This is a genomic window from Limnobacter humi, assembly GCF_024518835.1.
Classification (GTDB): domain Bacteria; phylum Pseudomonadota; class Gammaproteobacteria; order Burkholderiales; family Burkholderiaceae_B; genus Limnobacter; species Limnobacter humi.
The window spans coordinates 428,872-454,131 of record NZ_JANIGO010000001.1; the positions used below are offsets into that span (position 1 = coordinate 428,872).

Here is a 25,260-nt window from a genome sequence, read left to right on the forward strand (position 1 = left end):
GGCAAGCCCTTGGGGTTATTTTTATTTGGAATGTTGTTCGAACTGCGCAAAATTGGGCGCGCGTTTTTCGGCAAAGGCCTTGAAGGCTTCTTGCGCCACAGGCTGCTTCAGCATGTTGATGAACAGCTCGCCCTCTTCGGCCATTTTGGCGGCCACCGGGGCCTTGTTGACCCCCTTCATGAGGCGCTTGCTGGTTAGCAGGCTGCTCAAGGGCAAGGCCAGTAGTTTGTTGATTTGGCCCTGTACATGCGCGGGCAGTTCGGCAGGCTCATGCACTGAGCTCACAATGCCGCACTCGCAGGCTTTCGTGGCGGTAAACATATCACCCAGCAACAGCAGCTCGGCCGCCTTTTGGTAGCCCGCCAACTGGGGCAATAACAGACTGCTCGACGCTTCAGGGCACAGGCCCAGCTTGGTGAACGGCATGGAAAACTTGGCAGTGCTGGCAGCGTAGACCAGATCGCAATGCAACAGCACGGTGGTGCCAATGCCCACGGCCACGCCCTGCACCTGTGCCACCACGGGCTTGGGGAAGGCGGAAATCAAGCGCAAAAAGCGAAACACCGGTGCATCCAGGTTTTTGGGTGGGTTGTTCACAAAATCGCCCAGATCGTTGCCGGCAGAAAAGCAGTCCTCATGGCCTTTGAGCAACACCACCTTCACTGCAGCGTTGTGCGAGGCCTGTGCAAAGGCATCGCCAATGGCGGTGTACATGGCGTTGGTGAACGAGTTTTTGCGTTCGGGGCGGTTGATGGTGATGGTCATCAGGCCGCTGTCGATGCTGGTTTGAATATCCATGGAAGGCTCTTCTTGAAATGTGCAATCGTGAACTGGGGTATTCACCACATATTACACATTCAAGAGGGCATGTTCGGCTGTGTGTAAGCCGAAACGGGTGGACGGAGGGGATTGTGTCCGGGAATATAAATTGCGAGCCGATTGTTACTTTCCGGCGTACTCCTCAAGCCCGCCCTCACTTTCGGCGACTTGCAAAACGCGACGGGCATGCATCACCGTGACCACACACGCCGCGCAGGGCCCTGTGCCCACATAGCCCCCCAGACCACATAGGTTACCGGCGTCGAAAACCCCACACAGAATGAATACACCCACCATGCTACCCAGCAGGTATGCGCCAACATACAAACCACCGGCCACACACACAAACTGAAACCCGCGCAGGAGGTACCCTTGCCGTGCCAGCATCACCACCGTGTACAGTACCGTAAGGACTGTGAGCAGCAGCGACGCTGGGCCGCCCAACACCAAGAACCCCATCACCGCTTCCATGAGAGCCACCAACCCAACAAGCCACCCACCACCATGCCAATGCAACCAGTCACTGGCATGAAAACCAGTGCAACGACTGCGGTGGAGGACATGCGGCCAGGACCATACAGCGGATACCACACCGACACATGCATGGCGACCATCACCGCCACAATTCCCGATAATCCACCCAAGCCCACGCACCAGAGCCGATTGGAATGCAGCGACCCAGCCATGGCGAAGCAAAGCACCGACAACAGAACACAGGGAATCAGCCCGATGAGTGCCAGATAAAAGAGATTCTCGCCTGCAGCGAATTGCCGCGCCAGAATATCCGCCAAGGCAGCCGATGGCGGAATGTGGCCGACCCAGACCTGCAAACAGAAGATGACCAATGAAGGCACCAGCAAGCCAATGAGCGGTGGTGACAAAAGCCAGAACAACCGTTGTTTTGTGAGCGGGCTCATTGAATGGATGGCCGCAGCCAAAATCATGATGATTTGACTTTGATGGATTTCGCCGCCCCTGAATACCCCCGAATTGCGTAATGGTTGGGCCAGACCACGCCACACTGGCCGGAACTGACATGCCCGACAACTTACTAATTGTGTTTGAATTAAATTTACACAAGTCCTTCATGACATACCTGACCTATCTCAAAGCGTCCCGAAACCTGCAGCAAACCGGCATGCAAGCCACCCACCTCGAAACGCCGCTTGCACACACAGCGCAAAAACTTGCCTGGCCCATTTTGGGGAAACGAAAAAGAACGCCATTGAACCGACCGCAGAATCACGTGGAGCCTGACCACACAAACCCGGCATGGCAACTGATGAAACAAGGCTTGCCTGAACTGTATCGCCGATCACTGGCCAGGAAACTGCTGTTGCGGCCACCACAGGACCTGGTTCGATACCTGCTGGCCGATGAGATTGCTCAACCCAACGATTCAAGAGTCAACTGGTCTGAACGAATCAACCAGGATGGAACCCAAAAGAAAAAATCCAAACCGTTTGACCGAACAATCTTGTCCGCTTGGAGCAGCATCCCGATTGACGTTCGGACCAATATCCGAAGCCGGAACCAAACACTTCTGGAATGGGTACTGAACACTTCAACCGAGATCAAGCAGCGATTCCCACCCATGGAAGCGGCTGCAACAGCACTTTACGCGCCTGCCCTGCAGTCTCAAAAAACTGAATGGGTGAATACACGGTTCAGAGCGTTTTTTGATGCAACCGGAGAGACCAGCGAGCTACTGACCGGCCTAAAAGGTCATGCCTTGAACGCCGCGCAAACGCATTTGAACGCTGTACACAAGGTGTTTTTGACGCTATTGGCCAGCGAAATCTTCTCAACCATCCAGGTACGGATGTCTGCCCAGACACCCACCGAGGAACTGAATTCCGCATGGCTTGCAATAAAGTCGCACTTGAACGCCCAATATGCCGGTTGGAATGATGCCCGGGCGGCAACAAGGCTGTACGGAACGCCGAATTCTGTCATCGTTCCACGGCGCGTTCCCCAATTAAATCGCTTTGGCCTGGGCAATCTGACAGCCTTACTGAATCGTGAGCAGGTCAAAATCACCCACACCAGTACGGTGAAAGGCGGAGCGAGCCTGAACAATCTGGAAGCAATTGACCTCAACGCCCGTCACATCAAGGACCCCAAAGCAGCCAGGGCCATGACACAGTTTTTTTATTCCCGATTCATTAAAAAGACCTGCGAAGAAATCTGGCATGAGAAGGACCGAGCAGCACAGCTGGATTTCTTCAAGGTGTACATCAATAAACTGAAAGACAGCCTATCCAACACAGCGGAATACCCCATGACACAAGCCCTTGCCGTTACCCACAGTGCGATGGCCAAGGTCAACCTCCGGGCGAATACTTCAGCACAAACCCCGACCGTCAAGCATCGCATCTATGACCCCAGCGCGGGCTGGGGTAACCGGGTCTACGCATACCTCGCCCTGCTGAACACCAACCGCATTGATAAGGCTTACGCCAGTGACCCCAACATGGAGCACAATCAAATTCAGTCATTCCTGGATGGATGCGTCAAGCTCGATACACTTTCGCATTTTCCGAAAACTGCCGAGCTCAAGAACCTCACGCTGGCCAATAAAACCATTGCTGAAAACTTGGCCCAGGCGCTTAGCGAAGAACCCGGGCAATACAGCGTTTACTTTTCCTGTCCGCCTTATGGTGACACACTGTCCGTCAAACATCGCCGACACGATCCAAAAGGCGATGTGATGTATGAACAATACGACCGGCAAATCAACCACAGCGTTGACAGTTTTGTTGATGAATTCGGTATTCGCCTGGCCATTCTGGGCGGACAAGTGTTGTGTAAAAACGGGCAATTGTTGATGCAGTTCAACGCCCAACATGCCTTGGTATTGGCCAGCATTCTGAGTGAATCGGGATTGTTTAATGAGATTGAACTGGCTCGGGCCACCAACCCACCCAATCGGGCCGTCGAATCCAAAGATCCGATGTTGGTTTCCCAGCTTGCCAACAGCGGTCAATTGTATGTCATGGCCGCCAGAAATGAGCAAACGCTTCGCCCCAACATTCGTCGAAACCTGCTGCCTGCCACATCAGCAGACGAGTTGATAGAAACACTCCAATCCAAGGCGGCAAGTTTGCGGTCCAGTGATTGCATTCAGACACAACTGGGGACGAAAGTCATGTACCGAAGCCAACAAGGGTGACCTGCAAACAGCTTGAACCGATTCACGCGTGGGGACGTACACAGTCTGCTCACAGCAGAGCATGGGCACTGGTTGGCCTACAAACGCAGCACCCTCTGCCCCGTCCTATTCATGAACAATCAGTCGCCCATGAAGAAATCCAGCGTCTTGTGCAACATACTGACCTTACCCATGTAAAATTCGGTGAACTTGCAACGTGCACACACCAAGGCGTTGTATCGGCCTGATTGCACATCGAACCAAGAACTCCAAAACCCTTGGGTTACCCGAATCTGGTGCTCCTGATAGGCATGACAGCCACATTTCATACAGGTGTACTGAGAACCTTGCTGGCGTTTTTGCAACTCCTCTTTTAATGTTTTGTGCAGCCCAGCATAATCACCGGGGGACAATGCTGCCAACTGCACATGTCTGAGCAAATCTTCAAACGGTAGATTTGGAATGTCATCGGGGGTTAGCAGCATCATGGTTTCTCATCGCTTGGAGGAACATATTGTGGCCGCGAAAAACGAGCAGACACATCACCCAGATGTGGCGCGGGCAGTCGACGGGGTTCTTGAAAAGCGGTGTGACCGATTCAAGGTCCAACCGATTTTGACATCAACGCTTGCGTTGAATAAAGAAGGCGTTGTGGGCTGCTTGAAAGCCCACTGTGGGGTAATACGACATGGCACCGGGCGCCGACAGCAATAGCAGCATGACTTGGTCGCCAATGGCGGCCTGCACCTGGCGAATCAGCTCGCGGCCAATGCCCTGCCCCTGCTGCGGCTTGCACACAGCGAGGTCTGACAGATAACAACAATAGGCATAGTCGGTGAGTGCGCGGGCCACACCCACCAACTGCCCGCCCTGCCAAGCCGACACCACCAGGCAAGGCGCTGCAAACATGCGGGCAATTCGGGGAAGGTCGTCAGTGGGGCGCTTGATGCCAGAGGAATCAAACACCCGGGCAATGTCCACCGGGTTGAGCGGGTTGTGCTGCGGGGTGTTGAATTGGTAGTCGGTGTGGGGGTTTTGCATGGGGCTGCACACACGGGGTGACATGTGCAGTTTACTCGGAGCGAAGCATGGGCACTAGTCGGCCTGCAAACGCAGCACCATCAGCGCCGTTCCGTTGACCTCCCCCCACTGAACACTGAATTCATCAAAGCCCAGCAATTCAGCAATGCCGGGAAAACTGCGGGGCTGAGCCAAGTCCTGCTCGGTCAAACTGCTGAGTTGGGGCTCAACAACGTGAAGATCGCTTGGCTTGAGCAATATAGACAACACGCTATTGAGCACCTTGGGCACGGACTGACCTGAGGCGCTTGGATTCACCACAACAAACAGCTCCACACCACGGTGGTTGCAGGCGTATTCACTTAACTGGAAGGTACCGATGCCTTTCAAGAAACCAAGGTGCAGCTTGTGCGCCTGAATGGTGTTGAAGTGTGTGACATTTCTGGAATGCGCAACAGTGTTGATTGATATACCACTGCTTTCAAATACACAGTTGAGAGAGGCCTGCGCGGGTGTGTTCAATAGCCCGACAGAACACAACAGGGTTGTGATGATGATCTGCTTCATTCAAATACCTTAAATCCCCACCTTGGACCGACCCGACTTCACCTCGGCCCGTTTGGACTTGCCTTCCCGCCGGCGGCGCTTGGACGCCAACGTTGGCCGGGTTGGGCGGCGGGTGCGCGGCACATGCTCGGCCTGCTCAATCAGCTCACGGAGCCTTGCCAAGGCCTCAAGCTTGTTGGCCTCTTGGCTGCGCGAGCCCTGCGCTTTGATGACGACCATGCCCTCGCTGGTGATTCGACTGTCGGAGATGTTGAGCAGCCTTTCCTTCACGGACAGTGGCAACCCAGAGGCATGAATATTGAAGCGGAGCTGAACCGCTGTTGCAGACGTGTTGACGTGCTGACCACCGGGGCCTTGGGCACGGATGGCGGTGAATTCAATGTCAGATTCGGAAAGGACGTAGCGCATTTCGGTAGGCCCTAGTAATAGCACCGAGAGCACTGGGATGGTCAATTTTGACCTTCATAAAATCCTCACGATTGGGCGGAAAGTGAAGAAATAAAGTACGAATTGGAAGGAATCCTCACGATCGGGAGGATTCTTACATAGCCACCTCATTACGTCCAATTATTGTCCGTCTAATCGCCATGCCGTTCTAAAAACCCCTTTCGAATAACCTCTGGCAGCACCGAATAATCATCTGTCATGCCATACCAACGGGTACTCACCCGATTTTCCGCCCGCGTAAAAAAACCTGCCCAAACCGTTTGGTTGGCAGGGTCGATCACCACGGTGGCCATATCGGCCGGGCAATTGTGCGGAAGGCATTGGTCAACAATCAGCAAGCCCTCCACCTCAGCAACCGGTGCTTCGGCTTTGAACCTGGCCAATGCAGCCTGTTCTGCTTTTGGCAAGATCTGCTTCAGCGCAGCTTGAATCGCTGGCTGCCTCAGAAGTGATTTCTGACCCACCAACCGGGTAGATGGTGCCTTGCCCAACCACGCGGTGAATGTATTCCAGTCGGCAGTGGGGCTTGCCGCTTCCGAAATACCAGCCCACAAACACAACAAGATCAACGGCCATTTCAAGGGTTTCATTGCGGGCTCACAGATGAATTTTGTGGAGGGCCACCATGGGGTGGGCTGTGTCACCTTTAAGGCACGCCTCACAGGTGTGAATCGACTTCGAATAACCCTTACCGGTACCAAAACTGGCATCAATGCCACCCAGCTTATTTTTGGCGATGTCGAGATACAAGGTGCCACATTGAATGTTGGTCGCTGGGTCGAGCATGTCAGCATGCTCAAAGTGCGTGCCGGCGGGTGTCAGTTTATTGACCATGTCCACCGCACCTTTACTGATTTGCATCAAACCTGTGATGGTTTGGCTGTTGGTACGGGATGGGTTGAAATTGGTTTCTTTCCAGATCAGACAAATCACAAACTCATCCGAAAATTCCTTGGAACGGTTGTTTTCCTTAACCAGCTTCTGAATTTCATCAAACGTTAAAGCGCCTTGCATATGGTCCCCGACAACGATTGTTGGTCAGCATTGACTGCCTGACAAGTATTGGCTTGGTAACCAACGGCGGGGGTTGGTTCGATTGGGGAGAAATTTCAAAGATGGATAAATACGGATGAGCGTGAAATTCGCCCTCCTGCGTTATGCAGGAAACTCTAGAGTTTCAACTGTTCGCTGTCAGGGGAGGCTTACGGCATCACCCCACAATCGTCCGTCAAACCGGCAAGGTGTTTGTTTCGTCGTCGGCAATTCCTTCATGTTGGTCGACACTACCGTCTAAAGAGCGGTTGAGGCTGAAGGTCAAAAGCCCCTAGTCTGCCAGGTCCGATTCAATTGGTCTTCGTGTGCTCGGTAGCAATACGTTATGAATGATGACGAAAATTGAGTGTTAGGACCCGTGAGAGGCAATTAGCGTAGCCGCCAGTCCGTTTGTAACGTGTTAGGTGCAATCACCACTGCGGCCAGACTCCACTTTGGCTCGTAGTTCACCCCCTCGCCCCTCCCAAACGTCGAAGTCAAAGGCACACTGAACCGCGCTGGCTTTTGCGACAGGCCAGAACGATGGGCTCCAAGGCACTGGGATGATCGACTTTGATTTGCATAAAATCCTCACTCATGTGGATTTAGAATGGATGACCAACCGGTATTTTAGTCACCCGATATGAACACGCTAATTTGCCACCGTCCATCGATCTTGCTGAATCGGAGCCGATCAGCCAGTGAACTGCGCAGAAAGCTGGATTCCATAAACCCGGTTCGATTTTGATCCAGTTTGATGTGGGTCCATGACGCTTGGCTGAATTGATCATTGGCAAGCTCAACAACAGAAAAACTCAAATGATCAATCACTGGTGCAGCGTTGCTAGGTTGGCTGTAGACAGGCACATCCGCGGCAATAACGGCGACGAATTCAAATGCGTCTTTGTCATTCGGCCAATTGGTGAATACATAAGGTGCAGTGAATGAACCATCCGAATCAAAAGTACCGCCAAGCGCCAGAGTTTCAGCCATTATTGGCCAAACTGGAGAATCAGGGCGTGATGGATCCCAATTTTTTACGAAATCATCAAAACCCGACTCTGAACCGAATGAGAAAAATATGTCCTTGCTAATCACATTCAACAGGAAATTTGGATCTCTTCGCGCTATTGCGGACTGAAGTTGAACACGAAACGCGAAAAAGTCAGGATTCAATGATGCCTCATCAACAGGCAATAAACGATCACTTGCAGATGCCGTTACCGTATTAAAAACGAGGAGTACTAATAGGATAAAAAATCGGCACATTTTCATAGTTGCTTACAAAGTCAATTTTTACGTTATGCGCAGGGCGATCAGTCACCATGCCGTTTTAAAAAACCCTTTCGGATAACCTCCGGCAGCACAGAATAATCATACGTCATGCCATACCAACGGGTACTCAACCAATTTTCCTCCCGCGTAAAAAAAACCTGTCGAGTTGTATGGCGCCGAAAACCAAGAGCAAGTGGCTGATTTGGAAATATGGATTGGATTTGTGGTGGGAATGGTCATCTTTTGGCCAATAGGCCTGCTTACATTCCGAAAAAATTAATTGAACCGCCTCACTGCCGAATAAAGGAAGTAATGAATAGACAAAACCATCACTCCCGTTGGGTTGTGACTATTAACCTATTGCTAGGGACATTCAGTAGTCAAAGCGCTTTTGCCTGGGATTCACCCAAAGCCGCTGTCGAGGAATTTGTAAAGTTCGACTTGCAAGGCGGTCGACTGAGCTCAGAGCAATGGTCAACCTACATCGACCAATATGTGTATGCGCCAAAGGAATACGACGAGCCAGGCTGGGATATAGCAACCATTGTGACCACCTATCGCATTGGCAAACCAGCCTGTGAAAACAACCTTTGTCGAGTCAAGGTGAAGTACACTCTGCTTCCCACAAAAAGCATGCACGATACGTCCATTGCTCGACATGAACACGGCGGGACAGAGACCCTTGAATTTCGGGTCAGGAACACAGCGGGCAATTGGAAAATTGAACCACGGGGTGAACACCCGAGAATATCGATAGAGACTTATCATAAATCGAGAAACTGAGCGTCTGGAATTTCGCAGACCTCGTCAGTCTCCGGGTTGAGGCCCAGCTGATTCACCGCCTTACTGATTGTTTTGTCGTGAATACCCCAACGAACCCGAATACCACCTCCTTCGTCGGCTTGCAGCCTGTTCACATCCTCAGTGGACAACACAAAAATCCACATGAAGCCATAGAACTTATGGACAGTGGATTGATATTGAAGCGTTCGGACAGGCGAGCTGTTTTTGAAGACAGTGACCTGACTGTGCACCAAGGTACGGGAATAGGTGGGGATCAAACCAAAACTGGCCGATGACACTTTTCCAGCGAATGATTCATCTGCGTAATCATCGACAGCATCGCTGGAATATTTCAACGCATAACTGGCGCTGGATTGGTCGCAGGTCTTGAGGAACACATTACCCGCAACATCCTTCAGATCTCCACTAACTCGCCCGGCGCAGCCAGACGATGCGAATGCCAACAGCAGCAATACACCATAGCCTCGTTTGAATAATCGCTTGTTTACTGATTGTATTTTTCGCATGGCAGTTTTTCTGATCAAAACACGACCATGTTAGTGCTCTGATCTTTGACCGAAAAAAGTCTCTACCATCCGGGGGATTCATACACCCGATAACGGGTGAGATTGCATGCTGTTACGCCACGTGGTCATTCTGCGCGAATTGCCAGCCGCTTCTGTCCATGTGCATGACAACCATGGTAATGACGGTCAACAAGCTGGATTGAGGGTCGCTCTTTAATAGGTCGATGGTGTGTGTGTCTCGCAAGGTCAGAAGTTTTCCTTGAACTCGTGCAAGGTATTCTGACCGATGAGTAATCTTGAAATCCAGATCCCAAAAATTGCCCGTCATTTCGGCGCCATCCAATGGGCCGCCAACCACTTGGTACTTCCGCACCACAGACCATATTGGCCTTTGAATTTTGAAGACCCCAAGTTGGCTGGTGATCAACCATGTTGGGCGCCACGCGAACACTTTCCGCCGGATGGTGGCCACTTCCCCTTGTGCATTGGTCAAACACCATGTGGGGTTGAAGAATGCGAATTCTCCTCTGGCCTCGTAAACGAGTTCACCCTGTTGGTTGGTGATCGGAATTCGTCCTCTCAGTGAAAAAATTTTGTTGGAAATGGTTAACTGTTGGATCAATTTAATGGCTCGTTCTCGAGAAATTTTCTGTAGCGATAACGTTCGCGAAGCAGGTATGCCAATGACGAACATCTCGAACAAGTGGATCAGGAGAAGAGTCGGAAGCTCAACAATTTTTTCTCCTGATTGGAGGAACCCTTGTATCAAAGCCAGCTCGGAGCAGCTTTAGCTGGCATTGAATTTCTAACCTCGTATTTGATGTTCTCCTTGTTATCCCCACAAATAACGAGGATTTGACCATCAGGTTCTTGTTTGATGCTGGTCATCAATGCTTCCCGATGATTATTAGTCAAGCCGTCCACCCACAGTTTTCCTCTGCGTGTGATGTCAAAGGTGAAGCAATAAGTACAGTAGCCCCGCGCCAAATTGCCGTGGTCGATATCGCTGGCGGGTGCTGCTTGATGACACAGCGGGCACGTGCATTTACTGCAAGACATGGCATCTTCCTGTGGGATAGGTTTCGAGACACAGCGGAGTGTAATCAGCTTGTTGGTTAATAAAACGGACACCAACGATGAAAACTCATCAACACCGAAGTGGAAATATTAGCGAGATAAAAACAGCGGCTCAAATCGACCGTCCGTTCTGATGCAGCCAGTCAGTTACCTCGCAGATACATTCAGCACCGGTGAGGTAAGGCTGGTTTTTAAGAGAAAGTTAGATAGGTTTTAGACGAACGTGTACATGAACATTCGTAGAACCATCTCCTGAGGATACGTCTTTGACTTCCAGAAAAGTCTGCTTACGAACCAATTCACCGAGCTTCTGAAAACCATAGTTTCGCGGATCAAATGAAGGGCTATTTTTCAACAACATGGATCCAACTGTGGATAAGGGTGACCAACCGTTGTCGCGTGCTGTGGCTGTTATGGCAGTTCTCAGCATAGGCTCAATTGGCTCTGGTGGCTGCTCTTTTTGAGCCTCTTCTGTTTGCTCAGGCCTCAAGATTTCGGTGTAGATAAACTTGTCACACGCCGCAACAAATGCCGGTGCAGTTTTTCGTTCGCCAAAGCCGTAGACGACCAGCCCAGACTCCCGGATTCGGGTGGCCAGTCGCGTAAAGTCGCTATCGGAGGAAACAAGGCAGAAGCCGTCCAAATTGCCAGAGTGGAGTAAATCCATGGCATCGATGATTAACGAAGAGTCGGTCGAGTTTTTGCCAGTGGTATAGCCGAACTGCTGCACGGGTTGAATGGCCATTTTATGAAGGACATCTTTCCAGCTCCTTAAATTTGGCGTTGTCCAATCTCCATATGCTCGCTTAATACTGGCGATTCCATATCGTGCCACCTCAGAAAGAAGCTCATGAACAATTGCAGCTTGAGCATTGTCTGCATCAATAAGTACTGCAAGCTTTTCATTATTGGATTGCGCCATTGACTCTCCTTGAGCAAACCAAGATCGATATGACATGGTTTGCCAAGATTACATTAAAAATTTTTCTTCAGAATATGGGTCGGAAAGCCATCCATGCTGAGCTGGTTTTTCTGTTCCCAATATTCTTTCAAGCCCTGGTCGCCCCGCTTTTGTGCCCAGTTGGTGAGCAGGTCCCTGTCGCCCACGTAGTCGAAATTGGGTACAGCCATGCCGCAGGAGGTTTGAACCAACTCAACCGACATGTCGAAAATTTGCCGGGCCCCGGGAATGGGGTCAAACAAGGCAAACAAGGAGGCCCACTCGGGCTCGTTGCGGTGAACCGCTTTGGCCTCGCCATACAAACGGAGAATGAGCGGGCTGCCGTTGAACGCGCAGAACATCAAGGTCATTCTGGGGTTCATTTGCACATGGGCTGCTGTTTCGTTTCCGCTGCCCGTTACATTGAGCCAGGCCACCCGGTTTTTACCCAGCACCCGAAGCGAATCCATGCCCTTGGGTGAAATGTTGACGCGCCCTGTGTCGGCAGCAGTGCCCACAAAATAGATTTTTTGCTCAGCGATGAACTCGCAATGTTTGTCCGACAGTTCGGTGTACTTTTGGCCCATACAACCTCTCCAATGGCGGCTAATGCTGTCGCTAAAGAACGTTTGCTTATGGTTGCCCGTGCACGTGCCTGGCGAAATTGTTGAGAATGGACTGCCAACCTTGCTGCTGTTGCTCAACAGAATGCTGTTGCTCAGCGTCAAAGGTGACGCACACCTCTACACTGTTATCCAGCTGCTTGAACTCCACCGTGGCCGTGCGCTCGCCGAAGGCATATTCGATCAACTTGTTTGGCACCACTTGTGTGTAGGTGCCGGCAAAGTCGAAACCAAAGCTGCTGTCTTTGGCTTCCATGCGGGAAGAAAAAGAGCCGCCCACCCGCAAGTCGACCGTGGACTGGGTGGTGTGCCAGTCGTCGGAAGCGGCGTTCCATTGCATGATGTCTGCTGGTGTGGTGTATGCGGTCCAGACCTCGCTGACGGGCGCGTTGACTGTGGTTTTGACGGTGATCTTCATGGAGCGGTCCTGGGGGGGTGGTTGGTCAGTGTTTGCGGTGTGCCCAATGAATTGATCTTACAAGTTCACATCTCGTTTAGCCACGGCTCGTCGTATTCCAAGAAAAATGACAGCGATGGCCGAATAAAATATCCAACTCACAACCAAACCAACAATGACTTCCAGGTCAGCGATTTGCTCGGCGTTTTCCGCACCATAAAGCTGGACCAATTTAAGGCCAAGCCACTCTGGCACGTCTGGCAGAAAACCGGGGTAGTTGGTCCAGTACCAAGTGGTCAGAAGGCTTGCAAAAAATATCAAGGCAAGCAACCCTCGCTCGGTGGAAAGCGGTATGAGACAAGCCATTGTTTCACTTCAAGTTGATACCCAATCGGGCACTTGGTTCAGAGGCATAACGCCAAAGTTCGGCGGCGCCGAAGCAAAAGGCGGAGGATACCAGCACTGGCCATGAAAATGACCAAGGCATGGCCTGTACTGGCGTCCGCTTGCAACGTACAGTTTGCCTATGGCCTATTGAAAGCTCTGTAGGCACTTATTCATAATGTGTCCACATGCGTAACACCTTAACGACTCGTTCATCCGTGAGCACTTGATAAACGAGGCGATGCTGAATATTGATTCGTCGCGAGTAGGCACCAGCGAGATCTCCGACGAGTTTTTCGTATGGTGGTGGATTTTGAAAAGGGTTCTGTTGCACGACGGCAAGCAGTTCGAGCGCTTTGGGTTTCAATCCGCTGGCAGCGAGTTTTTGCGCGTCCTTCTGAGCATGTTTGGTGTAGACAATTTGCCAATTCACCAATCAAGCTCCTTGGAGCACGAGCTTGCCGGTTCGGCCATTCCTTCCTTAATTGATTCACGCATACCAGGAACAGACAGCAAATGAAGCGTTTCTTGAATGGCTTGCCAATCTTCAGCGGAGATCAATACAGCATCGTGCCGCTTGCCAGAAATAGTTATGGGTTGATGTGATTCCGCCGTCTCATCCATCAATCGATAGAGATTGGCGCGTGCTTCACTTGCTGAAAGAGTTTGCATAGAGACCTCCATAAGACGATATCGTACGCAATTCAGTACGCTTTGTCAATGGACCGTTCAAAGGCATAACACCAAAGTTCACCTGCGACCATGCGAAGCATGGGCGTCCGTGCGCAACGCCCAGTTAGGCCGCCGCCAACTTGAGTTTGCCAACGCCTTTCAAGTCAACGGACTGCCGAGCCACCCAAAGATCATATGCGTCTTGCATGGCAAGCCAGCTCTCAGGAGAGCGGCCAAGGGACTTGGCAAGACGCAGTGCCATTTCAGGAGAAATGCGGCCGGTGCCGTTCAAGATGCGACTGAGCGTAGATGCAGCAACGCCGAGCTTTTCGGCCAGCATGCGACCGCTGATCCCATTGGGCTCAAGGTAGATGCCGGAGATGAACTCACCAGGGTGGGGAGGATTGTGCATAGCCATTAGTGGTAGTCCTCATAGTCTAGAACGTAGGCGTTTCCGTCTTGGAACTCGAACGTGATGCGCCAATTACCGTTGACGGTAATTGACCAGCGACCTTGCATTTCACCTTTCAACGGGTACAGGCGAAAACCAGGAATGTCCATGTCCTCAATGGACTTGGCAGTGTCCAAGGCGGCAAGCTGGAGCCTCAATCGTTTAGCGTGGCTAGCTTGAATGCCTGAGGTGCTGCCAGTCTCAAAAAGACGCCGCAAGCCTTTATGGCGAAAACTCTTGATCATGTCTAACTGTAGCATGTTGCGCACTGCGCAACAAGTGGTCTAACGTCAGACGATGTAGCCCACACGGCCAAAGCACCGATTTCCGTACTTGTCCTTGTGCTCGTTCAACTTAGTGTCGTACTTTTCGCGCTTGAACTTCTTGTCGCAGACTAGGCATGCCACCGTGTACGAGATGCCATATCCCGATATCACCTTGGCGCGTGGAAGCCTTGTTGGCCTAAACACTATCGGCTTCGGCGGTGTGGAAGAGAACGGCGTCGAGAAGAACCCTCCAGAGTCCTTTGCAAGCTCAATTGGGAACCTCGGCTCGAACGTCTCATCCAGGACAGAAACGGCCTGCAGCTTGTTAGCAAAGAAGGACTTGATGCCAACACTACCACTACTCCCTCCAGACCTGTCCCAAACGTAAAAGTACTCACTTGCCACACCGTCCTTTGGACGCTTGAACGTAAGTGAATATGGTTCCACCACCCGCTCGTAGCCGTCATAGACAACTTTGAGGAGTCTTCCCAGCCGGCCGGCCTCAAGAATGGCCTCGCGTTGAGGAGACGAATAGAATGAACCGACCACACCAGCACGGGCACCTGCGAAAGCTGCCCGGGGCTGGGGCGCAGCAAATAGATCCTCGACGATGTTCCTGAACCATGTCTGGGCATCGTCGAAACTGAAAAGGGTCAATTTCGGGCAGGCCAAGTACTCGTTCCAGAAGCCGCGAATCATTTCGAATGGAAGTTGCAGAAGCAGCCCCTTGGCGAGTTGAGGGTCCGGTTCGTAAATCGTCTGCTTCAGAAACGTAGTCAACACCTCTCTTCGCGAGACCGCCAATGTCTTCTGGAAGAAGAGCGAGTGGACGAAGTCGTACAGGTCGGGGGAGTGCCTTCGCTGCAAAAGAGCGCGCAGCTTGGAGGCAAGCAGTTCCTCGAGCTTCATGCAGCGCAGTTCCGCTTGGCATTGCGCTGCATCCGAGTAAGAGTGAATGAGCCTGCGAGTTTGGATAGGCAGAACGATCGCATCGAACTCCTTGAAGTCTAAGTTCACTCGCAGCTTCAAGTCTTCATCAACCCCGTAGAAGCTTCGGAAGTACACCCTAGCCTCAAAGAACCGCGACTCAGCGTCCGCCATCCGCTTTTCCGAAACTCGAGAGTCGTCCACGAGGAAATCGATGCCGCTGCGCGCTCGGGCGGTCGTGCACGCTTGCTTCAGTCCATCCAACAAGCGTTTCGGATCGACCGCTTCTTGCGTTGAGAAATCTAGGTCGTTGGAGTACCTCGCGTGCTCAAAGTACGCTTTGCGCAAGCAGTTGCCTCCCTTCAAGATCAACAACCGCTGAAGAGGATTGTCGGGTTGATAGAAGGCAGAGAGCAACCAGCCGAATGCGTAGTCTCTCTGCACATTCGATGTGTGGACCGCAAGTTCCGCGCTCTTAGCCTCAATTTCGTCCCGCTCGATCATGAGTGCGCCCTAACGTTCGAGCTAACCGGCCTGCGGAGGCAAGTGCCGTAGCGGGTCCGGTTGAGCGAGGGATTAGGCATCAGCTCGCGGCTCGCGAATACTCGGCGTTTTGCGGAATCGCAAGAGGCCATCGCGGCAGCGCGCATGGCCAAAGCTCGCGTTGCAATGGGCCGAAGGGTGCTTGCTGTTCTTCATAGTGGGCGGGCTGACGGGGTCAGTTCTTGCGGAAGAGTCTAGCTGGGGGATTCGTGACATTCGACGGCGCGATCCAGCGCTCATATAGTCCATTGGCCTCACGTTCAAGATACTCGATGCTCTTCTTCAAGTCCTCCTTCGTCTTCTCGCTGAGGCCAACCTCATCGCTAAGGAGCCTCTTGTACTGCCTAGCGGTTCGAAGCAAAGCCTTTGCAGACTCGGCTGGAACATCTCGAAATACCGTTCGCAGTCTTTGAGGAAAGATGCCAGCCATTACATACGGGCGACGGGGCGAGTTGACGCCGTAGGCCTCTCGTTGAGAAGCCCAGAGAGCAACTGGCAGCGGCTTGCCGAAGTGTTTCCCTAGCAGGCCACTAGTCACCGGCTCCGCGTCGTAGACAGTTACTGGGTACAGCGTGCCGAGGTAGGCTCTGGCGCCTCCCAAAATAAAGGTCTCGGACAGTCTGTGCCATGAGGCGCAGGCATTGTTGAGAATGACTGGGCTGCCATGCCCGGCGACCTCGCGTGGTATCGGTAAGTAGTTGTTGTCGTGCATCTGAAGAACTGCGGCGCCGTGAACCCGATCGACGGGAGTCTTCAGGACAGGTTCCAGTTCATCGATTCGCGCAGTGAAGTCCACGATAGCTGCGCCAACAACGAGCTTCGACTCTCTGTCAGGGTCGTGCCATGACACGCCATCTAAGGAGACGAAGTTGTAGAGCTGAGTGACCAATACCTTGTCGTCGTCGCGATCCGACAACGCGACTCCTATTGCAGTGTCAACCTCAAGGCGTCGAGGCTTTCCTGAGGAGTCCGCAAACTCATAGGTCCATCGCCAGCCGGGGGCGTCGCCACAATGAGTTGCGATAACGAGTAGGTCGTATGGAAACAACTCGACCATTCGGCTGACATCAAGAACGTTTGCCGCGGGGCCAACGTATCCGCGAACAAAGATTCGTCGTGATTTCAGCTCATCAGCCGCGGCTTCAATCTCGGGAGCCTCAGCCTTTTTCGGATCAACCAGTACAGCACACCCAATTCCCTGCTTGTCGTCCTGCTCCGCAACAAAGCCACCCAACATGGAAACGCCGAGCTGGGGATACAACATCAAGTGCGTAGAGGGAAACTCTGGGAAGGCGACGCCAAGTGGTAGCGAATTGGTTATGAAAGTCGCCGACCTTATCCCGGCCGACGGGAGAGGGCCAGTCAACTCGCGGAGTCTGTGTCTCAAACGTTCAAGGGCTTCGGCAACTGGCTCGTGCAACTCATAGAGACTGTAAAAACTCTCCAAGAGTGCCTCAGCCTGTCGCTTGTCGATTTTCGGTATTAGGCATAGCCCAGCATCGAGTGAGTGCGCGTAGTTCGCGGCAACGACCTGCGCATGATCGTCCCCAGTTTCGCAGAACACCCAGTGCCCAGACGGACTTGAGATGGGTATTGAAGGCGAGGGCTTTTCCACAAAGTGGATTGAGCGCTGTTGGCGAAGTGCAGTAAGCAGGCCATAGGCAAGATTGTCGTAACCCCAAGAGAGCGACTGCCCCTTTGTCGCACGCACGAGCCCACGCAGCTTCTCTGCTTCGCCGACGGAGTCAATTCGTTTGGACAATGACGCAGGAATTTGTCTAGAAAATAGAGAACAAGTTTCGTCGGATAGCCCGACAAAGACCACCGTTTCTGCCTTCATGCTGGCAGCGGCATTTCCGCGGATCGAGACTTCGGCGCGGTGGTCCGGGCGAGTCATGCGCGGTCCATCGATTACTGGCAAATAGTGCCTTTTCCTTGCCAGTAGACACGACACTTGGGCAAGTAGCCGTGGGTTGTCACCGATAAGAAGTGTGCGGAGGAGTTTGGGGCAATCCATTAATTCGCGAATTCCTGCTAGAGCGCCGAGCAACGGTATTTCTGATGCCTAACGTTCGCCATAACCGGCAAAATTGGGCGATGCGCCAAGGGCGCGTTGACCAAGACCGTCCGCGTTGATGGCGTGGTTAGCGCTCTTTGTGGCCATGCCCGATGCCATAACTGACGCCATCAGTATTAATTTCGACTCCAGGAGAATTCCTCAAAAACTCTTCGTAACTCTTTTTGGTACGGTTCCACAAGTTTCTTAGGTATAAAACCGCAACTATCACCAAAAGATATGGCATAACCCTAATTGGATCGAAATTGCAAAAAGGAGCTGAAAACCCCGGAACTACTCGGTCGAGAAAATGGTAAATAATCACCAGCCCGCTGAGACCCAAACCAAGTGCTTGCTGTATACGCAGGTGTTGTATCATCTTGTGAGGCCTGTGTTTGCCAAAGTAGTAATGAATCTGTTTGAGGTCGTCCTTTTTTAGAAACTGTCGTTCAATATTCGCAATGATTACTAAGTTGCGGTTATACCAATAGGACGCGTCAAAAAGGTGGGCCAGTAACCATGCGCATAAAAGCAACACTATACTTGCTGCGATATCCAGAGAAACTACTTGCTTTTCAACCAGAGCAAATATGGCGAAAGCGCCAACTACCACACCAATACTCTGCCATACGACCATAATGTGTCTGTTGATGTCGTTGAACATTTGGTCGTACATTTTGAGCAGAAGCTCTTCCCTCGTACTCATATTGCCACCTTCATCATTTTTTTGACTTCCGCGTGAGGTTCGTAGTCATGCCATAGTACATTTATATTCACAAGTGAATCACGCAAACATCTTTCGTATCCTCCTAACGGATGCGGGCGAAATGTCTGACCATCAAAATAGTCTCCAAATTGGGCGTCCAGTGTAAATCTGTTGCAGTCAAGTGAAAACACCTTCAGGTGTTTCGCCAGAGAGCGTTGGGTATCGGGCCGCCCCCCCAGCAAATGCACTGGGCGGTCGAAGCTATCCACTGCCACTTTTGTACCACCATACTTGGTCGGCACGCTGTAGCCAAGCATAAAGGCATCCGGGATAAGCTCGTTAAGTCTTCCATTGAGGTTCGGGTCTTTTGGCACTACAGCGACGTGATCACAATGTTGCAATAGACACTCCGCTTCGCGCAGGATGGCATCAAGTGCAAAGATGCACTCCACGTCACGAGCAATGGTTAGTCTGGGCCTATGTTGCGCGACAGCATCGAGGTGCCTATGGAAATTATAATTTTTCCAATCAATATCCAAAAAACCATTGTCGGTAAAGTCGAACGATTTTACGTCGCGTAAATTTGTATAACGCGCCCCGGGATGCCAACCATATTCTTGAGCAATAGCAATCGCTTTCTTACTGTGCGTGATAAATTTTAGAACCATTCGTCACTCTGCGTAGCGCTAACGTTCGAATTCACCGGCCTGCGAGGTTTTTCGCGCAGGTCCGGTGGAATGATGGGTTCGGCATTATGCGGGTATGCCTTTTCGATTTGGATCAATGAGCCAGCTCTTCAGTTGTTTCATGAACCCCCAAACATCATTGTCTGATGGCTTTAAATAATTCTCAGCGCTCGGATCCTCTCCCATCTTTTCGAAGACGCTGATTAGCCAAGACGGTCCATGGCCCGATACGCCCAAGTGCTTCACCCATGATTCCAATTCGCCACCAGATATTACGAATACGCCGTAGCCTTCAAGCTGAGACAAAAGATTCCTCGCCGCTTCTTGTTCCGAAGGGTTAAGTATGGCGACGCCGCCGTCGCGCTTCATGTCGCGGCCGGTGGCGTCCATCGCCTTTTTAACAGATGCGCGCATTGTTGCTAATGACCCGTGGGCGATATCTGGAACATTCGCTCCAGAGAGCAAATTTGTCCAAGTTGTGCCTCCGTCCTTAAGAACATCTACGTCCACGACTCCGGCGGCGGGAATGCCCAATTTACGAAGCGGACGCAGTATTGTCTGGACAGTCTGTTTATTCTGCGCGTTGATGAACAGGCAGTTCGGAATACCCCATTCAGGTTTGAATCGCAGCAGGCGTTCATTGATTTCTTGATAGAACGCTCGGTCTGCATCGGACTCAGTGACGACTACAAATTCATAGAACAGCCCACTAAGAACGCCCGTTGACCGGAGCAATGGATTTCTCATTAGTTCAAGTATTTCGTCACTAGGAAGTACTCTCGCGGTGGCAGTGCCCGCTCGGTAAGTTAGCCGGACAATATTCACCGGAGCACCAGATTGTATGCAGCCCATAACGAATGTCGGACTGTGGGTGGAGACAAGTACCCTTTTATCAGCCGAGAGCGCGGCACGAGACACCTCATAGCCAAGCTTCGAGGCAAGCGAGGGATGAAGAAATGCTTCCGGTTCATCAATGAGCAACACCCTCGGATCGCCAGCCATTACTTCTGTGACAATACCCGTGAAGGCTTTCACTCCATCACTTGCTAGATCGATAAGCTGAGCGTTCGAGTGGAACTGAACCGCTTCCGCGTGAATACCACGCTCTTCTAAGTCAGTGGCAGGTGCACGCTGGGACAACCGAATACGTAACTGACCCAAGCTGGTGGGATCGATTACGAAGTAGGAACCAAACGCTTCATTGACTATACGGCGGACCTCGTGCCGTTTTGTATCGTCTTGAAATAGCACCTGAAAGCTTGATTGTGGGGCTTGCTGCAAATCGCCGGCTACTTGCTGGTCCACAAGGTTAATTCTGTTTCGGCCATCAAGTATTAGCGTACTGTGCTTTAAGAACCACTGACAGAAGGCGCCAAGGTTGGAATTGGGGTTTTGTATAAACTGCGTGAGGGAATTGAAGTGCACCTGTTGCCGGCCATATTTGCTTCCGACGATTATGTGATCAATGTTGAGCGCTTCCCCTTGATTTGGCGCCTGCTTGATGTGCTCGACGGCCTGCAGCGCTTTTTCGACGGAGAGGCCGGAAAAGGCGAGATCATCAAGAATTACCGCGGAGGCATCTTTCGATCCACTCCGACAGTACTGCTCGATTTCAGATAGCACTTTGCTCTTACCCGAATTATTTGGCCCAACGAAAACAGTAACTGGCGTTGCAGTAATCGTTTCTGGATTAAGCCCAGGGGCACGGCCGAATTTAAGCTTGAAATTGGAAATCACGCTAAAGCTCCAAGAGGACTGAAACTGATGATGCCGAACGCCCTAGTTAACCGGCGCCGGAGCACGAGGTGCGGAGGACACCAACACAGGCCATGAGAATGCCGAAGGCATGGCCTGTGTTGGCGGCCGCGTTGAACGACCAGTTAGGCCGGGGTACGAATTTCTAACCAATTTCATTTCTTCTTTGCAGGAAATCAACAACTGCAGAACTGATTTTTTCGTCGCTATGCCCAAGATTGGCTAGAAGAGACAAAACGGCTTCCAAATCGAACCAGTAGAAAGCGTTGTTGAGGCCGCTCCGCAAAGAGTCCAATTGCGTCGTCGTTAGCCTCGCCAAGTAGGCTCTCATGCGACTTTCCGACTTCGCTCTTAGTTCGTGACAATTGTGACAGAGACACCTAAGTGCACTGAGCGGGTACTCCCATGGTTCGTGGCCGCTGCTCATTTGGGTGTAGTAGCAGTGGTGGGTTTCAAGTCGATCTATGCCACCACAGTCTTCGCATTTCCAGCCTGCCCGCTCTTTGACCAGTTTTGCTTTGCGCTGCCAACGAGGATCTCGAAGCTTATGGGCGTACGAACCGACAAGTGGTCGAAAATCGTAGTCTGGGATTGGGTAGAAGCCCATATTCCAGGAGTGACCAAGTTCGTAGTAATACCCAAATGATTCTATGTAATCGTCAAACTCTGACGTATCGCCACCGTAGTTCAACATTGTATGAAGACTGCCTTCAAACACAAGGACAAGGTCTGCGTCGTCGAGGAATTGCTCTTTGCGAGCCCGCCACTCATCCATCGTGTAGAAGTGAGTGTCCATATCCAATTCATTTCGGATAAGCCATTCCTCAATGGCTACCCTAAGTCGTTGTATGTTCGTGGGCATTGCTTTGTGGGCCTAACGTTCAAGGTAACAGGCGCTGCGCGGCTTCATTGCGCAGCGTCCTGTTGACTGTAGGGTTGGGCATCGCTGCCACTCAAGATAGACGCATATCTATTCCAGTCGACAGCAGGCACAGTTCCAAGTGACTGTAGTCGCTGAAGCAATCGAAATAGAAACGCTGCGAGCGATCCTTGTTTATCGGTCACAGTAAGCGTTCCCCCAAACGTATCAAACGCTCGATCAGACAACGCAAGGCCACAGTCAAGTGAGTGTGTTCCGATAAGGGCCGCTAAGTTTGAGGAAAAGTGTTTTCCCGATAGTCCGTCCACCCAGTCCACGTTGGTTGCAACAATGCCTGCGACTATGGGGAATAAAGGTTTCGGTGGATACTCACCACCAGCATGCTGAATCGGAAAACTTGTTCGTTCGAGTTTCCGAACTGAGTGAGCTTTCTCCGCAGCGTAGTCAAGATATTCCTTACTTATCGTAGGCTTAACTTCGAGAACACAGTAGACCGCTTCAGCAGGGATAAACCTGTGAGCATGTTGGTCTAATAAAGTGGGTGTGTATTGGTGATCAAAAATGACTACATCGATTTGATCGCTTGTCGCGCCGTTTGAATCGATCACGATGCCCTGATCGACTTCATAACGTCTTGGAAGGTACTTTCGCAAAACTTGAATGAAGTGCTGTTCGTTTACATCGCCCATTACCCCGTTATGAGTAATTGACTTTCCGGACAGATCGAGCTGAACCGCTAGGACTGCCTGTTCTGCGACGAACGCTTCTCGTAGAAAGCGCTTGCCATCGATTTCTGAAAAGTTCTTTGCCTTATTCATATCACCAAACAATCTCGTCCCAAGTCTTCTTTCCCAGTGACTCCCTCGCTTTGGCCGCAATAGCCGCTTTCTCGGCTCGTGTGCAATCGTCAGACACAATGTTGTTAGTGTTGGCTGGGTCGATGTACTGCGTTGTTTCGATTTTGTCGCGAAAATGCTCTAGCACCTGCCAGACGTTCGCGGCGGTGTTTCCAAGCCGCGCATACCGAAGTGAATCAATTACCGCCATTTCTAGGTAGAACGATGAAATCGACAGTCCGTGACGCAAACGCCATAGCTTCAATGTTCTGATCTCACTGATTCGGTTGCTTCCCGTAACATACGATATGTGAGTATCGACGTTTGTTTGTGTCCAGGTGGTCTTTTTGTTTCGGTACAGGCTGTGGTCGCTTCCATACTGCGATTGCCGACGACCTGGTACTAAATCTATCGAGTAGCCATTGACGGTTACTCCGATTGAAACATCTTGCTTTCGTGCCGTGTATCCCGCCGCTGTAACAGCGTTGTACAAACTCAAATACATATCAGCGAGGGTGCCGGGTGTTATGGATGAAAGAGACAGAAAAATGTCCGCATCGGTTGAAGCTGAGATGCCAGTGCCCTTCGCCAGTGAACCAGAGTAGCTGGCGCTATTTAGGTATTGACCCCCCCATTTTTCTAGTACCGGATAGATCATGTTTCCGGCTGCCTTCGCTCCGGAAACATTGACAGCGTACTTCTGGAGGAGGCTTTGAAGGTACTCATCCGCAGTCATTTTCCCTCCTTAGGATTTGCGAGGCCCAACGTTTGACATGAGAGGCTCGCCCCAGCTTCCGGGGTGAGCCCTCTCGATGGAAGGGTTAGGCGCCGACCGAAATGACTGGGGGAACGCCATAACTCATACCTGCGACGTGAAATGCCGAGACTACTTTGTCTTGAGGCGACGCAGCCAACTCATCAGGCGAAATGATGCGCCCGCAGCCTGCAAAGCCCCATACGACGTTCTTTAGGCTCTGGACATCTGCTCGATGATCGGAAGGTTTCTCTCTTGTCTTAAAAGAAACCAAGCCTTCAAACAAGCGTACCTCTCTCGTCGGGATGGCCTCCGTAATGGCTCGCACCAGATACGTTGCCGACACCAGCACGCTGCAACCAAGCCCGACATACCAGTAGCGCGCCTGTCTATCGCGACGCTCCACACTCCTGCCGACAGGATTCCCTTCTTTCCCGAATGCGACAGAAAGTGGAGCCTCTATCGCTAAGTTCAGCGGCAACTCGCTGGCGCGCACTTGCCGTACAAGTTGAAGCTGAAGTTCTGAGAAAGACACGCAGATTGGCTCTTGGTCTTGTAGCAGAAGACCGCAGCTCTTAGCTGAACTAGCAAAGCCGGGATCAACAAAGATCCATTCACCTGAATCGCGTGTTGCTTCAGCGGTTGTTCCAGCTCGGATGTTCACCATCGGCGCCAACGTTGGAAATAACCTGCTGCCGCAGTTGCGCAGCAACGGAGGGAACCCAAAGCGCAGCATTGAGCAGTCAGGTTGATTGAAAGGTTAGCCACGATTTGCCTCCTTAATTACGACTACCCCCCAAGCTGATGTTGTAATGGTATCTGGACGCTGCCCTTCTGCTATCGCACGGACATAAGGTGGCGGCTCATTCGTGACTCTGGTGAAAAGTTGGCCCACTTCGCTTTTGTTCTCGGTTTGGTTCGGCGACGTAGGAATGCTCATACCATGAGATAGCATGTTCCAAGCGCGCTCAGGGAGAGAATCTCCGCCATATCCCGGACAGCAGACTAAGCAATGCCACGGATGTGCATTAGAAATTACTGAGTTCAGATCATTGGCTTTTTTCTTCTTCCGAAGAGATTCGACGTGAGACAAAGGAATTAGTGAGCATCCATAAGACTCAGCCAAGCAACCGAAACTGCCACAATGTTTAATTAACTTGTGGAATTTTGAATGATCGTGAAGATAAAGGCAGTAAAGAGGTATCAAGCCATCTTTAGCGGACTCGCGCTTAAGTATGGTTGACTGATAGATTTTTGTTTTTCCAGACTTGTAGTGCAGATGCGCAAATGTGTTTGAACTAAGATGTAGCACCTTCGCTTGGATACGTAAGCCCAGCCATTTCGATTTTAAAGAGTCAGTTAACCACCATTCCCAATCTGCGCCATTTTTCCCCTCCTGTGACTTGGTAAATGCTTGGCAGAAAATTTCGGTGGGATGCCTGTCTTTCAGCTCTAGGATATTTAAATCTGTGAATGTTTCTTCAAGTGGCTGATGCCCAACTCGACGAGCACGCCCCATTTGATCGAACGTACGAAAGGCAAGTGATCGGAATGTTTCACAGAGAGTCGTGTGCATAGTGCCTGTAGGTGAATTAAGCGTGGCTAACGTAAAGGTGACCGGCACGTTGCGGCAAGGGGCCGCACAGTGCCATTGGAAATCGTGCACCGTGCGGCCCCTTGCCGCAA

The 25,260-nt window shown here is 51.5% G+C and carries 32 protein-coding genes; 1 reads left to right on the plus strand and 31 read right to left on the minus strand.

All coding sequences use genetic code 11. The annotated features are described in order from the left end of the window. Positions 1-21 precede the first annotated feature (21 nt). The 3 genes from NQT62_RS02040 to NQT62_RS02050 all read right to left on the minus strand — a co-directional run bounded on the left by NQT62_RS02040 (position 22) and on the right by NQT62_RS02050 (position 1,736). A complete protein-coding gene (locus tag NQT62_RS02040) occupies positions 22-798 on the minus strand; it encodes an enoyl-CoA hydratase (protein WP_256762890.1) in 777 nt (258 codons plus the stop codon). A gap of 144 nt (positions 799-942) precedes the next feature. Next, complete coding sequence (locus NQT62_RS02045; RefSeq protein ID WP_256762891.1) at positions 943-1,290, minus strand: hypothetical protein; 348 nt, start codon at positions 1,288-1,290, stop codon at positions 943-945. Then, positions 1,278-1,736 (minus strand): hypothetical protein, encoded by a 459-nt coding sequence (locus NQT62_RS02050; RefSeq protein ID WP_256762892.1) that lies wholly within the window; start codon positions 1,734-1,736, stop codon positions 1,278-1,280. Before NQT62_RS02050 ends, NQT62_RS02045 begins: the two co-directional genes overlap by 13 nt. Before the next feature lie 170 nt (positions 1,737-1,906). Between NQT62_RS02050 and NQT62_RS02055 the strand changes: the two genes are divergently transcribed. Beyond that, entirely contained in the window at positions 1,907-3,991 is a 2,085-nt protein-coding gene (locus tag NQT62_RS02055) for a hypothetical protein (RefSeq protein WP_256762893.1), read from the plus strand. A gap of 119 nt (positions 3,992-4,110) precedes the next feature. Here the strand turns inward: NQT62_RS02055 and NQT62_RS02060 are convergent, their stop codons facing one another. From NQT62_RS02060 to NQT62_RS02195, 28 genes are all read right to left on the minus strand, one after another. Then, entirely contained in the window at positions 4,111-4,458 is a 348-nt protein-coding gene (locus NQT62_RS02060) for a zinc ribbon domain-containing protein (protein ID WP_256762894.1), read from the minus strand. Positions 4,459-4,591: 133 nt separating this feature from the next. Beyond that, a complete protein-coding gene (locus tag NQT62_RS02065; protein WP_256762895.1) occupies positions 4,592-5,011 on the minus strand; it encodes a GNAT family N-acetyltransferase in 420 nt (139 codons plus the stop codon). 54 nt (positions 5,012-5,065) lie between these two features. Continuing rightward, entirely contained in the window at positions 5,066-5,557 is a 492-nt protein-coding gene (locus NQT62_RS02070; protein ID WP_256762896.1) for a hypothetical protein, read from the minus strand. Positions 5,558-5,566: 9 nt separating this feature from the next. Continuing rightward, a complete protein-coding gene (arfB, locus tag NQT62_RS02075; protein WP_256762897.1) occupies positions 5,567-5,965 on the minus strand; it encodes an alternative ribosome rescue aminoacyl-tRNA hydrolase ArfB in 399 nt (132 codons plus the stop codon). Between the two features lie 170 nt (positions 5,966-6,135). After that, on the minus strand, positions 6,136-6,594 hold the full coding sequence (locus tag NQT62_RS02080; protein ID WP_256762898.1) for an Ivy family c-type lysozyme inhibitor: 459 nt from the start codon (positions 6,592-6,594) through the stop codon (positions 6,136-6,138). A 7-nt stretch (positions 6,595-6,601) separates the two neighbouring features. Continuing rightward, positions 6,602-7,018: a transglycosylase SLT domain-containing protein gene (locus tag NQT62_RS02085; RefSeq protein WP_256762899.1), complete on the minus strand. Its 417-nt coding sequence runs from the start codon at positions 7,016-7,018 to the stop codon at positions 6,602-6,604. Between the two features lie 648 nt (positions 7,019-7,666). Next, positions 7,667-8,311, minus strand: a complete 645-nt coding sequence (locus tag NQT62_RS02090) for an SH3 domain-containing protein (RefSeq protein ID WP_256762900.1) — start codon at positions 8,309-8,311, stop codon at positions 7,667-7,669. A 764-nt stretch (positions 8,312-9,075) separates the two neighbouring features. Then, positions 9,076-9,621 (minus strand): hypothetical protein, encoded by a 546-nt coding sequence (locus NQT62_RS02095; protein ID WP_256762902.1) that lies wholly within the window; start codon positions 9,619-9,621, stop codon positions 9,076-9,078. A 112-nt stretch (positions 9,622-9,733) separates the two neighbouring features. Then, positions 9,734-10,390, minus strand: a complete 657-nt coding sequence (locus tag NQT62_RS02100) for an LURP-one-related/scramblase family protein (protein ID WP_256762904.1) — start codon at positions 10,388-10,390, stop codon at positions 9,734-9,736. After that, a complete protein-coding gene (locus NQT62_RS02105) occupies positions 10,387-10,680 on the minus strand; it encodes a hypothetical protein (protein ID WP_256762906.1) in 294 nt (97 codons plus the stop codon). Before NQT62_RS02105 ends, NQT62_RS02100 begins: the two co-directional genes overlap by 4 nt. A gap of 220 nt (positions 10,681-10,900) precedes the next feature. Next, on the minus strand, positions 10,901-11,620 hold the full coding sequence (locus NQT62_RS02110; RefSeq protein WP_256762908.1) for an NYN domain-containing protein: 720 nt from the start codon (positions 11,618-11,620) through the stop codon (positions 10,901-10,903). A gap of 53 nt (positions 11,621-11,673) precedes the next feature. Then, entirely contained in the window at positions 11,674-12,225 is a 552-nt protein-coding gene (locus NQT62_RS02115; RefSeq protein ID WP_256762909.1) for a pyridoxamine 5'-phosphate oxidase family protein, read from the minus strand. Positions 12,226-12,271: 46 nt separating this feature from the next. Beyond that, positions 12,272-12,679 carry an SRPBCC domain-containing protein gene (locus tag NQT62_RS02120; protein WP_256762910.1) on the minus strand — a complete coding sequence of 136 codons (408 nt, stop codon included), beginning with the start codon at positions 12,677-12,679 and terminating at the stop codon, positions 12,272-12,274. A 57-nt stretch (positions 12,680-12,736) separates the two neighbouring features. Continuing rightward, on the minus strand, positions 12,737-13,024 hold the full coding sequence (locus NQT62_RS02125; RefSeq protein WP_256762911.1) for a hypothetical protein: 288 nt from the start codon (positions 13,022-13,024) through the stop codon (positions 12,737-12,739). Positions 13,025-13,211: 187 nt separating this feature from the next. Beyond that, positions 13,212-13,475 carry a Txe/YoeB family addiction module toxin gene (locus NQT62_RS02130; protein ID WP_256762912.1) on the minus strand — a complete coding sequence of 88 codons (264 nt, stop codon included), beginning with the start codon at positions 13,473-13,475 and terminating at the stop codon, positions 13,212-13,214. Next, positions 13,472-13,714, minus strand: a complete 243-nt coding sequence (locus NQT62_RS02135) for a type II toxin-antitoxin system Phd/YefM family antitoxin (protein ID WP_256762913.1) — start codon at positions 13,712-13,714, stop codon at positions 13,472-13,474. The genes NQT62_RS02130 and NQT62_RS02135 overlap by 4 nt, the downstream gene beginning before the upstream one ends. Before the next feature lie 124 nt (positions 13,715-13,838). Further along, positions 13,839-14,132, minus strand: a complete 294-nt coding sequence (locus NQT62_RS02140) for a HigA family addiction module antitoxin (protein ID WP_256762914.1) — start codon at positions 14,130-14,132, stop codon at positions 13,839-13,841. Further along, entirely contained in the window at positions 14,132-14,425 is a 294-nt protein-coding gene (locus NQT62_RS02145; protein WP_441007045.1) for a type II toxin-antitoxin system RelE/ParE family toxin, read from the minus strand. Before NQT62_RS02145 ends, NQT62_RS02140 begins: the two co-directional genes overlap by 1 nt. A gap of 30 nt (positions 14,426-14,455) precedes the next feature. Further along, positions 14,456-15,862, minus strand: a complete 1,407-nt coding sequence (locus NQT62_RS02150; protein ID WP_256762915.1) for a nucleotidyl transferase AbiEii/AbiGii toxin family protein — start codon at positions 15,860-15,862, stop codon at positions 14,456-14,458. 214 nt (positions 15,863-16,076) lie between these two features. Continuing rightward, a complete protein-coding gene (locus NQT62_RS02155; protein WP_256762916.1) occupies positions 16,077-17,798 on the minus strand; it encodes a hypothetical protein in 1,722 nt (573 codons plus the stop codon). A gap of 247 nt (positions 17,799-18,045) precedes the next feature. Then, positions 18,046-18,663: a hypothetical protein gene (locus NQT62_RS02160; protein ID WP_256762917.1), complete on the minus strand. Its 618-nt coding sequence runs from the start codon at positions 18,661-18,663 to the stop codon at positions 18,046-18,048. After that, on the minus strand, positions 18,660-19,331 hold the full coding sequence (locus NQT62_RS02165; protein ID WP_256762919.1) for a DUF6610 family protein: 672 nt from the start codon (positions 19,329-19,331) through the stop codon (positions 18,660-18,662). Before NQT62_RS02165 ends, NQT62_RS02160 begins: the two co-directional genes overlap by 4 nt. An 84-nt stretch (positions 19,332-19,415) precedes the next feature. Further along, positions 19,416-21,086 carry an ATP-dependent nuclease gene (locus NQT62_RS02170; protein WP_256762920.1) on the minus strand — a complete coding sequence of 557 codons (1,671 nt, stop codon included), beginning with the start codon at positions 21,084-21,086 and terminating at the stop codon, positions 19,416-19,418. A 163-nt stretch (positions 21,087-21,249) separates the two neighbouring features. Beyond that, on the minus strand, positions 21,250-21,900 hold the full coding sequence (locus NQT62_RS02175; protein WP_256762922.1) for a hypothetical protein: 651 nt from the start codon (positions 21,898-21,900) through the stop codon (positions 21,250-21,252). A gap of 110 nt (positions 21,901-22,010) precedes the next feature. Beyond that, positions 22,011-22,802, minus strand: coding sequence for a DUF6602 domain-containing protein (locus NQT62_RS02180; RefSeq protein WP_256762923.1), 792 nt, complete (start codon positions 22,800-22,802; stop codon positions 22,011-22,013). Position 22,803: 1 nt separating this feature from the next. After that, the gene (locus tag NQT62_RS02185; protein ID WP_256762924.1) at positions 22,804-23,556 is read right to left on the minus strand and encodes a nucleotidyltransferase family protein; all 753 of its coding nucleotides are present in this window, start codon (positions 23,554-23,556) and stop codon (positions 22,804-22,806) included. Between the two features lie 85 nt (positions 23,557-23,641). Next, positions 23,642-24,310 carry a hypothetical protein gene (locus NQT62_RS02190; RefSeq protein ID WP_256762925.1) on the minus strand — a complete coding sequence of 223 codons (669 nt, stop codon included), beginning with the start codon at positions 24,308-24,310 and terminating at the stop codon, positions 23,642-23,644. A gap of 24 nt (positions 24,311-24,334) precedes the next feature. After that, on the minus strand, positions 24,335-25,240 hold the full coding sequence (locus NQT62_RS02195) for a DUF6615 family protein (protein ID WP_256762927.1): 906 nt from the start codon (positions 25,238-25,240) through the stop codon (positions 24,335-24,337). Between the last annotated feature and the right edge of the window lie 20 nt (positions 25,241-25,260).